This is a genomic window from Streptomyces sp. ISL-36, assembly GCF_018614205.1.
Classification (GTDB): domain Bacteria; phylum Actinomycetota; class Actinomycetes; order Streptomycetales; family Streptomycetaceae; genus Streptomyces.
In genome coordinates this window covers 1-10,081 of the sequence record NZ_JAGGOS010000193.1, presented here as the reverse complement: position 1 = coordinate 10,081, position 10,081 = coordinate 1, and the positions used below count along the sequence as shown (strand labels likewise).

Annotated in this window: 10 protein-coding genes; 8 read left to right on the top strand and 2 right to left on the bottom strand. The window is 72.1% G+C overall.

Annotated features, from left to right (window positions below; translation table 11 throughout):
• Positions 1-66 precede the first annotated feature (66 nt).
• On the bottom strand, positions 67-558 hold the full coding sequence (locus tag J7E93_RS35305; protein ID WP_215074127.1) for a MarR family transcriptional regulator: 492 nt from the start codon (positions 556-558) through the stop codon (positions 67-69).
• A 223-nt stretch (positions 559-781) separates the two neighbouring features.
• On the opposite strand from J7E93_RS35305, the gene J7E93_RS35300 reads away from it, so the two are divergent.
• Complete coding sequence (locus J7E93_RS35300; protein ID WP_215074126.1) at positions 782-1,606, top strand: lysozyme; 825 nt, start codon at positions 782-784, stop codon at positions 1,604-1,606.
• A gap of 189 nt (positions 1,607-1,795) precedes the next feature.
• On the top strand, positions 1,796-2,683 hold the full coding sequence (locus tag J7E93_RS35295; RefSeq protein WP_215074125.1) for a lytic polysaccharide monooxygenase: 888 nt from the start codon (positions 1,796-1,798) through the stop codon (positions 2,681-2,683).
• A gap of 103 nt (positions 2,684-2,786) precedes the next feature.
• Here J7E93_RS35295 and lon read toward each other — a convergent pair whose 3' ends face one another.
• Positions 2,787-5,213 carry an endopeptidase La gene (lon, locus tag J7E93_RS35290; RefSeq protein ID WP_215074124.1) on the bottom strand — a complete coding sequence of 809 codons (2,427 nt, stop codon included), beginning with the start codon at positions 5,211-5,213 and terminating at the stop codon, positions 2,787-2,789.
• A gap of 130 nt (positions 5,214-5,343) precedes the next feature.
• Here lon and J7E93_RS35285 point away from each other — a divergent pair, with 130 nt between their 5' ends.
• The 6 genes from J7E93_RS35285 to J7E93_RS37640 form a co-directional block, all read left to right on the top strand.
• Positions 5,344-5,979, top strand: coding sequence for a GNAT family N-acetyltransferase (locus tag J7E93_RS35285; RefSeq protein ID WP_215074123.1), 636 nt, complete (start codon positions 5,344-5,346; stop codon positions 5,977-5,979).
• A 203-nt stretch (positions 5,980-6,182) separates the two neighbouring features.
• Entirely contained in the window at positions 6,183-6,719 is a 537-nt protein-coding gene (locus J7E93_RS35280; protein WP_215074122.1) for a hypothetical protein, read from the top strand.
• A 171-nt stretch (positions 6,720-6,890) separates the two neighbouring features.
• Positions 6,891-7,565, top strand: a complete 675-nt coding sequence (locus J7E93_RS35275; protein WP_215074121.1) for a spermidine synthase — start codon at positions 6,891-6,893, stop codon at positions 7,563-7,565.
• Between the two features lie 59 nt (positions 7,566-7,624).
• Complete coding sequence (locus J7E93_RS35270) at positions 7,625-8,362, top strand: response regulator transcription factor (protein ID WP_158990351.1); 738 nt, start codon at positions 7,625-7,627, stop codon at positions 8,360-8,362.
• Positions 8,359-9,459: a HAMP domain-containing sensor histidine kinase gene (locus tag J7E93_RS35265; RefSeq protein WP_215074120.1), complete on the top strand. Its 1,101-nt coding sequence runs from the start codon at positions 8,359-8,361 to the stop codon at positions 9,457-9,459. Before J7E93_RS35270 ends, J7E93_RS35265 begins: the two co-directional genes overlap by 4 nt.
• 302 nt (positions 9,460-9,761) lie before the next feature.
• A partial coding sequence (locus tag J7E93_RS37640) for a hypothetical protein (protein ID WP_215074119.1) occupies positions 9,762-10,081 on the top strand: 320 nt, incomplete at its 3' end.

The following is a 10,081-nucleotide window of genomic DNA, read 5'->3' as shown; positions in this document are numbered from 1 at the left end:
GCGTCGCGCGCGGGGCCGGTCGCGGCGGTCCGGCGACCACCTGGCGGACGAGCTCCGGCTGCGCCGTCAGCTCTCCGCGCGGGCGTTCAGCTGGTGCAGCAGGCGGGCCAGTTCCGCGACCTCGCCGCGGTCCCAGTCCGCGAGCTTGCGGACGTACCGCCCGCGCCGCGCGTCCCGTACGTGCCGGAAGCGGTCCCGCCCCTCCTCCGTCAGCCGGACGAGCGAGGCGCGCCCGTCGGCCGGGTCCGGGTCGCGGGCGACGAGGCCGAGGTCCTCCAGGGCGCGCAGCTGGCGGCTCATGGTGGCCTTGCCGACGCCGAAGTAGCCGGCGAGGTCGGTGGCGCGCTGCGGGCCGGCGTCGTCGAGCCGTACGAACAGGCCGTAGGCGGCGGGCTCCAGTTCGGGGTGGACCTCGCGGGCCATCTCGCCGGACTGGGCGCGGGCCCGGCGCAGAAAGACCGCCAGTTCGCGTTCGAGGGCGAGGAATTCCTGGTCCACACCACTCGACGTCGACGACGTGACGGCTTCGCCTTCGCTCCCCGTACCGCTTCCGTGCACGTCAGCACCCCTCGCGCGCTTTCCGGTCTCTGAAAGTTTCTTCCGGCGACGGCCATCGCCGCAGCTCCCCCAGTATTTCGCAGGCGTAGACCAACGGCAGCACCCAGGCCCTCTTCCGCCCCGCGGGTCTACGTGCGTAGCGTCTCTCTCGGCGTCATCGCTGACATGTCCACAGCAGGACTTGTCGACATCGCTCCCCCACCGAGCCTTTCGGAGGCACGCAATGCGTGTGCACAGATCCGGAACGACGACCCTCGCCGGCGCCGCCCTCGCGGCCCTGGCCCTCCTCCTCCCCCTCACCCTCTCCGGCCCGGCGACCGCTGCCGACGCCGTGCCCGAGCGCGGCTCCGCCCACATGGGCATGGGCGTCATCAAGCACGACGGCCAGGGCGGCAAGCCCGGCGGCATCTCGATCCAGGCCGGCCAGACGGAGGGCGTGGACGTCTCCAGCCACCAGGGGAACGTGGCCTGGTCGACCCTGTGGAACAGCGGGGTGAAGTGGGCCTACGTCAAGGCGACGGAAGGCACCTACTACAAGAACCCCTACTTCGCGCAGCAGTACAACGGCTCGTACAACGTGGGCATGATCCGCGGCGCGTACCACTTCGCGACTCCCGACACGGCGACGGGCGCGGCGCAGGCGGACTACTTCGTGAACAACGGTGGCGGCTGGTCCAGGGACGGGAAGACGCTGCCGGGAGCGCTGGACATCGAGTGGAACCCGTACGGCGCGACCTGCTACGGCAAGACGCAGTCCGGGATGGTCGCCTGGATCCGCGACTTCGTGGACCGGTACAAGTACCGGACGGGCCGTGACCCGGTGATCTACACGGCGACGAGCTGGTGGACGGAGTGCACCGGCAACTACTCGGGCTTCGGCGCGACGAACCCGCTGTGGATCGCGCGGTACGCGTCGACGGTCGGCACCCTCCCGGCCGGCTGGCCGTACTACACGATGTGGCAGTACACCTCGTCCGGCCCGACGGTCGGCGACCACAACCACTTCAACGGCGACCTCTCCCGGGTCCAGGCCCTGGCCAACGGCTGACCTCGCGCCGACGACGGCCTTCCGGGTGCGCGGCACACCCGGAAGGCCGTCCGGCCGTTCCGGGCCCCCCTCTTGCTCATTGGTATGGACCAATGCGAGGCTCTGATCGGTGCGTACGGGGATCAACTTCCGTACGCCGTCAGCTCGTTGCTCGTTCCGTCCTCCCCCACGCACGAGAGAGAGCCCCTCATGCCGTCCTCGATCCGCCGAGCCGCCACGGCCACCGCCCTGACCGCCGCCGTGCTCGTCCCCCTCGCCCCGTCCGTGGCGAGCGCCCACGGCGCCGTCTTCAACCCGGTGAGCCGGGTCGCGGCCTGTTACGCGGAGGGACCCGAGACACCGAAGTCGCAGGTCTGCAAGGACCTCGTCGCCGACTCCGGCACCCAGCCGCTGTACGACTGGAACGAGGTCAACATCGCCAACGCGGACGGACGGCACCGCCTGCTCATCCCGGACGGCAGGCTCTGCTCGGCCAACCGGGAGAAGTACCGGGCCCTCGACTGGGCGCGCACGGACTGGCCGGCCACGGCGGTCGCCGCCGGCTCCTTCGACTTCAAGGTCCGGGCGACGGCGGCCCACGCGGGCACGATGACGGTCTACATCACCAAGCAGGGCTTCGACCCCACGCAGCCCCTGAAGTGGTCGGACCTGGACGCGACCCCGGTGGCCACCTACCCCACCACCCGCACGGCGACAGACGGTCACTACACCTTTACGGGCACCCTGCCCGCCCGCACGGGCCGCCACATCGTCTACAAAGTCTGGCAGCGCAGCGACAGCCCGGAGGCCTTCTACAGCTGCTCGGACGTCACCTTCGGCGGTACGACGGCGGCATCGGCCCCGACCGAGTCGGAGATCGCGGCCGGCGCGGAGAGGTCCACGGTGAGCCACGCGGGCCACGGCGGTGACGAGCGGCCGCCGGCCCTCGCCTCCGCCCCGGCCGCGTCCCCCGACTCACCGCTCCCCCTGGCACTGGCGGGCGCGGGAGCCCTGACGGCCTTCGCGGCGGGCGGCCTGCTCCTGTCGCGCAGGAGGAACGCGTCCCCGGCACAGGCACGGACGAAGGCACAGGCGTAGGCGAACGGCGTACGAAGAGGCGGGGCACCCCCTCAAGGGTGCCCCGCCTCTTGTTCGCCGTTCGCCTTTCGCCGTACGGTCGTTGTGCCGTTCGCCGTAAGGGCTACGCCGCCACGCCCACAGCGACCTCCGCCGGGGCGAGGGCGATCTCCAGGACCTGGCGGACGTCCGTGACCGGGTGGACGTCCAGCTTGTCGAGGATCTCGGCCGGGACGTCGTCCAGGTCGGCCTCGTTGCGCTTGGGGATCACGACCGTCGTGATGCCCGCCCGGTGGGCCGCCAGGAGCTTCTGCTTCAGACCGCCGATCGGGAGGACCCGGCCGGTCAGCGAGACCTCGCCCGTCATCGCCACGTCCGTGCGGACCAGGCGGCCGGAGAGCAGCGAGGCCAGCGCGGTCGTCATCGTGATGCCCGCGCTCGGGCCGTCCTTCGGGACCGCGCCCGCCGGGAAGTGGATGTGCACCCCCCGGTCCTTCAGGCCGGTCACGGGCAGCTCCAGCTCCGCGCCGTGCGAGCGCAGGAAGGAGAGCGCGATCTGCGCGGACTCCTTCATCACGTCGCCCAGCTGGCCGGTCAGGGTCAGACCCGCCGCGCCCGTCTCCGGGTCGGCGAGCGACGCCTCCACGAAGAGGACGTCACCACCGGCGCCGGTGACCGCGAGTCCGGTCGCCACACCCGGCACGGACGTGCGCCGCTCCGCCGGGTCCTGGGCGGACTCGGGCACGTGGTGCGGGCGCCCGATCAGCGCACGCAGGTCGTCCGGGCCGATCGTGAACGGCAGCTCCCGGTCGCCCAGTTCGTGCTGGGCCGCGACCTTCCGCAGCAGCCGCGCGATCGAGCGCTCCAGGGTGCGGACGCCCGCCTCCCTGGTGTACTCGCCCGCCAGCTTCCGCAGGGACGCGTCCTCCAGGACCACCTCGCCCGGCTCCAGGCCGGCCCGCTCCAACTGACGCGGCAGCAGGTGGTCCCGGGCGATGACGACCTTCTCGTCCTCGGTGTACCCGTCGAGCCGCACCAGCTCCATCCGGTCGAGCAGCGCCTCCGGGATGGCCTCCAGGACGTTCGCCGTCGCCAGGAAGACGACGTCGGAGAGGTCGAGTTCGACCTCCAGGTAGTGGTCCCGGAAGGTGTGGTTCTGCGCCGGGTCGAGGACTTCGAGCAGCGCCGCGGCCGGGTCGCCGCGGAAGTCGGAGCCGACCTTGTCGATCTCGTCGAGCAGGACCACCGGGTTCATGGACCCGGCCTCCTTGATCGCCCGTACGATCCGGCCCGGCAGGGCGCCCACGTACGTACGCCGGTGACCGCGGATCTCCGCCTCGTCCCGTACGCCGCCCAGGGCGACCCGCACGAACTTCCGTCCCATCGCATGCGCGACCGACTCGCCGAGCGAGGTCTTGCCGACGCCGGGCGGGCCGACGAGGGCGAGGACGGCGCCGCCGCGGCGCCCGCCGACGACCCCGAGCCCGCGCTCGGCGCGCCGCTTGCGCACGGCCAGGTACTCGGTGATCCGTTCCTTGACGTCCTCCAGGCCCGCGTGTTCGGCGTCGAGGACGGCCCTCGCACCCTGGATGTCGTACGCCGAAGCACTGTCGTCGGTGCGCTCGTTCCACGGCAGTTCGAGGACGGTGTCGAGCCAGGTGCGGATCCAGGAGCCTTCCGGGGACTGGTCGCTGGAACGCTCCAGCTTCTCGACCTCCTTGAGGGCGGCCTCCCGCACCTTCTCCGGCAGGTCTGCGGCCTCCACCCGGGCGCGGTAGTCGTCGGACTCGTCGCCCTCCGACTCCCCGTTGAGTTCGCGCAGCTCCTTGCGCACGGCGTCGAGCTGGCGGCGCAGCAGGAACTCGCGCTGCTGCTTGTCGACGCCCTCCTGGACGTCCTTGGCGATGGTCTCGGCGACGTCCTGCTCGGCCAGGTGCTCACGCAGCTGGGCCGTGGCCAGCTTGAGGCGGGCGACCGGGTCGGCGGTCTCCAGCAGCTCGACCTTCTGCTCGACGGTGAGGAAGGGCGAGTAGCCGGAGTTGTCGGCGAGCGCGGAGACGCCGTCGATCTGCTGGACGCGGTCCACGACCTGCCAGGCACCGCGCTTCTTCAGCCAGCTGGTGGCCAGCGCCTTGTACTCCTTGACCAGCTCGGTCACGGAGCCGGGCAGCGGCTCGGGCACGGTCTCCTGGACCACGCTGCCCTCGACCCAGAGGGCCGCGCCGGGGCCGGTGGTCCCCGCGCCGATCCGCACGCGGCCGAGGCCCCGGATGAGGGCGCCGGGGTCGCCGTCGGACAGCCGCCCGACCTGCTCGACGGTGCCGAGCACACCGGTCGCGGCGTAGGTCCCGTCGATACGGGGCACGAGCAGCACCTTCGGCTTGCCCGCCCCGGAGCGCGCGGCGGCCTGGGCGGCCTCCACCGCGGCGCGTACGTCGTTGTCGGAGAGGTCGAGCGGCACCACCATGCCGGGCAGCACGACCTCGTCGTCGAGCGGCAGAACGGGCAAGGTGAGCATCGAGTACTCCGAGTCGGCAGTCTCCGCAGCCATGATCTCCCCTTCGGCAGTCAAGTTGAGCTGTATGGACTCAATGCACGTGAGCCGAGGAATGTTCCCCTGGCGCTGTTCGCTCTGAGCGATCACTCTCGTGCGGTGTGCGACCAGGCGTTGTAATGGCTGCATGGACATGAGAGCCATTACCTCGGCATGGGTGGCCGGCTGGACCGTCGCGCGGGGGACCCCGCCCGCCGTCGTCGAGCCCTGGGGCTACCGGATCGACGTCGGCCTGCCCACGCACGTCTTCCGTCATGTGCTGCCGGCGCCCGACGCGAGGTCGGTGGGGACGCTCTGCGCGGAGATCACCGAGCCGTACGCCTGGCTGAAGGTGATGGCCGGGCCGGACGAGGTCGCGGAGTGGATCACGCCGGGCTGGACGGTCCCGGACGATCCCGGATTCATGATGTGCAAGACCCTGGACGCGGGCGCACGACCGCCGGCGCCGGAGGGGTACGCCCGGACGACGGAGACCCGGGACGGCGTGATCCATGTCCGGATCGTCGCCCCCGACGGCACGCTCGCCGCACGCGGCCGGATGGCCCCGACGGGGGCGACGGCGGTCGCCGACCAGATAGAGACGCACCCCGACCACCGCCGCCGCGGGCTCGGCGCCAACGTCATGCGCACCCTCGAAGCCGCGGCGGCGCAGCGGGGGGCGGTGACCGGGGTGCTCTCGGCGACGACGGACGGACTGGCCCTGTACGACACGCTGGGATGGCGCCACGAGGGGCCGCTGACGGGGATCGTGCGCGACGCCTGACGGGGCGTGGCGGCGGCCTGGCCCGAGAGCGAGAGGGCGCGAGAGCGGGCGTGGCCCGAGAGCCAGCAGGCACGACGGCGGGCGGCCCTGAGAGCGAGCAGGCACGACGGCGGGCGTGGCCCCAGAGCGAGCAGGCACGACGGCGAGCGGCATCGGGCTCCGGACCCTGGCCAACCGGATCGGACGAGGGCATGCTCGGGGGCATGGTGCTCAGGAGGCGTGACAGGGGGCGGCTGTGGATCGCGGCGGCGGTGCTGGTGCCGGCCGTGACCATGACCGGGTGCGGCGATCAGAGCGTCCCCCCGCCGCCGGCCGCCGACAGCTCCGCGCAGACGCCCGCGGCCACCCCGCCGAGCGGGACGCCCGGTGAGACCGTCAAGGCCGACGAGCCCGCCCCGGACGAGGTCCTCGTGGAGGTGGTCGTCAACGGCGGCCTCGCGGGCGTGGTCAACCAGCTCGTCGTCCACTACGACGGCGGCTACACCGTCCGCCACGGCACCACGTCCCCGCGCGCCGGCCGTATGACCCCCGCCCAAGTGGCCGCGCTGCGCGCCGCCCTGGAGGACCCGGCCTACGCGAAGGTGCCCGCCAGACCCACCGGAGAGCCGGTGCACGACGGCTTCCAGTACATCGTCACGTACCGGCACCGGGTCGTGGTCGCCACGGACGGCGAGCAACCGACCGCGCTGCGGCGGGTGTTCGCGGCGCTCCCCGAGGGCGGACCGCCGACCGGCCCCTGACCGATCGCGTACCGACTCGGCGGGCGCGACGGGCCGCCGCGGCCACAGTCGGACCGCGGTCGTCGGCGCCCGGCGGCAAGTCGGCCCGCCGGTACCGGGTTTGTCCCGGCCGTGCCCGCCCCGCGAGGATGGCCGGGACCGTCCGCCGAGCCGAGACCGGAGTGAGTGAACATGCCGAACCCCGTCACCCTCGACCGCCGCGAGGGCCCGTACGGCGAAGTCGTCCTGCGCAGACGCGCGGAGCACTTCGAGATCATCGCCAACGGAACGTTCCTGATGGACACCTCCGACGGGCGCTCCGAGCGGCTGTTGATCGACGCCGCGATGGACGCTCTCGCCGAGGGGGTCGCCGACGGCGGCCCGTCCGTCCTGATCGGCGGTCTCGGCGTCGGTTTCTCCCTCGGGCACGCCGCCGCGGATCCCCGCTGGGGCCGGATCACGGTCGTCGAGCGCGAGCAGGCCATCATCGACTGGCACCGCGGCGGGCCGCTGGCGGCCGTCTCCGGCCGCGCGCTCGCCGATCCGAGGAGCGTGATCCTGCACACGGACCTGGTCGAGTACGTCCGTACCTCCACCGACACCTACGACGCCCTCTGCCTGGACATCGACAACGGCCCCGACTGGACCGTCACCGAGGACAACCAAAGCCTGTACTGCGCCGAGGGATTGGCGGCCTGCGCGGCCCGGCTGAACCCCCGCGGGATCCTCGCCGTCTGGTCCGCCCAGCCGTCCGCCGATTTCGAAGCGTCGTTGCGGAATGCCGGATTCACCGGGGTACGGACGGAAGAGATCCCCGTTGCCCGGGGCGTCCCGGACGTGGTGCACCTCGGCGTCCGGCCTGCGTAGCCGGGACGCTGCCGGTGCCTCTAGGCTGCTGGCCGACATCAGCTATGCGAGGCGGGGCAATGGAGCAGACACACACCACTCACCACGGTGCGGCGGCCACTCCGGGCGCGCAGAGGCGGGTGCTGGTCGTCGAGGACGACACGACGATCGTGGATGCGATCTCCGCACGGCTGCGGGCGGAGGGTTTCCTCGTCCAGACCGCGACCGACGGCCCGGCCGCCGTGGACGCGGCCGAGGCGTGGCAGCCGGATCTGATGGTGCTCGACGTGATGCTGCCGGGCTTCGACGGCCTGGAGGTGTGCCGCCGGGTCCAGGCCCAGCGGCCGGTTCCGGTCCTGATGCTCACGGCGCGGGACGACGAGACGGACATGCTGGTCGGGCTCGGCGTCGGCGCCGACGACTACATGACCAAGCCGTTCTCGATGCGTGAGCTGGCGGCCCGGGTGCACGTCCTGCTGCGCCGGGTGGAGCGGGCCGCGCTGGCGGCGGTGACCCCGCGCAGCGGGATCCTGCGCCTGGGCGAGCTGGAGATCGACCACGCGCAGCGCCGGGTCCGGGTCCGCAGCGAGGACGTGCACCTGACGCCGACTGAGTTCGACCTGCTGGTCTGCCTGGCGAACACGCCGCGCGCGGTGCTCTCCCGCGAGCAGCTGCTCGCGGAGGTGTGGGACTGGGCGGACGCCTCCGGGACCCGGACCGTGGACAGCCACATCAAGGCGCTGCGCCGGAAGATCGGCGCGGAGCGGATCCGTACCGTCCATGGCGTCGGATACGCCCTGGAGACCCCGGCGCCATGAGCCGGCGGGGGGCGCGCACCGCGCGCGAGACCGGGCGGCGCCGGATCGTCATCTCGATCAAGACGAAGCTGGGCGCGCTGGTCGTCGGGGCGGTCCTGCTCACCTCGGGCCTCGCGCTGGTGGCGATCCGGACCTCCACGGAGTTCCGCTACATCACGGTGTTCGCGATGATCGCGACCCTGCTGATCACGCAGTTCGTGGCGCAGTCGCTGACGGCGCCGCTGGACGAGATGAACACGGTGGCCGGGTCGATCTCCCGCGGCGACTTCAGCCGGCGGGTGCGGGGCGCCGACCGTCGCGACGAGCTGGGCGACCTGGCCTCGACGATCAATCGCATGGCGGACGACCTGGAGGCCGTCGACCGGCACCGCAAGGAGCTGGTCGCCAATGTCTCGCACGAGCTGCGCACCCCGATCGCCGCGCTCCGCGCGGTGCTGGAGAACGTGGTGGACGGTGTCTCCGAGGCCGATCCCGAGACCATGCGGACGGCGCTGAGACAGACCGAGCGGCTCGGTCGTCTGGTGGAGACGCTGCTGGACCTGTCACGTCTTGACAACGGTGTCGTCACGCTCAAGGCACGCCGCCTGGAGGTCTGGCCCTATCTGTCGGGGGTGCTTCGGGAGGCCAATCTCGCCGCCTCCCAGCGGGGCCTGACCTCCAGCTCGGGCCTGCACAACCGTACGGACGTCCATCTGCACCTCGACGTGTCGCCGCCGGAGCTCACCGCGCACGCGGACGCGGAGCGGCTGCACCAGGTGATGGCGAACCTCATCGACAACGCGGTGAAGCACTCGCCGGCGCACGGGCGGGTGACCGTACGGGCCCGGCGGGGGCCGTGGGAGGACTCGCTGGCGCTGGAGGTCGAGGACGAGGGGCCCGGCATCCCGGAGGCGCTGCGGCACACGGTCTTCGAGCGGTTCAACCGGGGACCGGTGCCGTCCCAGGCGGGTCCCGGCAGCGACGGCGGTACGGGCCTGGGGCTCGCGATCGCCCGCTGGGCGGTAGATCTGCACGGCGGGGAGATCGGAGTGGCCGAATCGTCACGCGGGTGCCGGATCCAGGTCACTCTTCCGGGCAGCCTTCCGGCACGGGATTGACGTAGGGTTCGAACCGGAAGCACACGTTCTGCGTGTACGTGGGTAGGACCGGACAGGACCTGACCAGGACACGGTCAAGACGTGATCAGGGATGCGGACCCATGGGGGCCGCAGCCGCCCTCTCGCCTACCCGCGAGAGGGCAGAACCACGCTTGTTTCCCGCCATTCCCAGCCCCGAAACGCTCCGTCAAGTGTGACTTGCACGACGTTGGAGTGCCCGGCCTGCACCTCTCGGCCAGGGAGGCGTAGCCTTTATTTCCGCTGTCCATCACCTTGTGAAGCGGAAGAGGGCGGTTACCGCCGTGTCGTCTCAGTCCCCCAGTAACTCGAGCATCTCCACCGACCAAGACGGGCAGGGTCAGAACCCTGCGACCGCCTTCGGTGCCAATGAGTGGCTCGTCGACGAGATCTACCAGCAGTACCTCCAGGACCCGAATTCGGTCGATCGTGCCTGGTGGGACTTCTTCGCCGACTACAAGCCCGGCTCCTCGGAGACTCCCGCCGCCGCGGGGGCGGCCGGAGCCGCGCCGACTCCCACCACCCCGAGCGCGCCCGCCGCGCCGCAGGCGGGCCCCGCACAGGCCGCGCCTGCCGCACCGGCGGCCCCCGCTCAGGCCGCCCC

Excerpts from the sequence above, each read along its gene's own strand:
- J7E93_RS35280 (WP_215074122.1), top strand. The coding sequence starts at position 6,183 with ATGGTGCTCAGGAGGCGTGACAGGGGGCGGCTGTGGATCGCGGCGGCG.
- J7E93_RS35265 (WP_215074120.1), top strand. The coding sequence starts at position 8,359 with ATGAGCCGGCGGGGGGCGCGCACCGCGCGCGAGACCGGGCGGCGCCGG.
- J7E93_RS35270 (WP_158990351.1), top strand. The coding sequence starts at position 7,625 with ATGGAGCAGACACACACCACTCACCACGGTGCGGCGGCCACTCCGGGC.
- J7E93_RS35285 (WP_215074123.1), top strand. The coding sequence starts at position 5,344 with ATGGACATGAGAGCCATTACCTCGGCATGGGTGGCCGGCTGGACCGTC.
- J7E93_RS35300 (WP_215074126.1), top strand. The coding sequence starts at position 782 with ATGCGTGTGCACAGATCCGGAACGACGACCCTCGCCGGCGCCGCCCTC.
- J7E93_RS35275 (WP_215074121.1), top strand. The coding sequence starts at position 6,891 with ATGCCGAACCCCGTCACCCTCGACCGCCGCGAGGGCCCGTACGGCGAA.
- J7E93_RS35295 (WP_215074125.1), top strand. The coding sequence starts at position 1,796 with ATGCCGTCCTCGATCCGCCGAGCCGCCACGGCCACCGCCCTGACCGCC.
- lon (WP_215074124.1), bottom strand. The coding sequence starts at position 5,213 with ATGGCTGCGGAGACTGCCGACTCGGAGTACTCGATGCTCACCTTGCCC.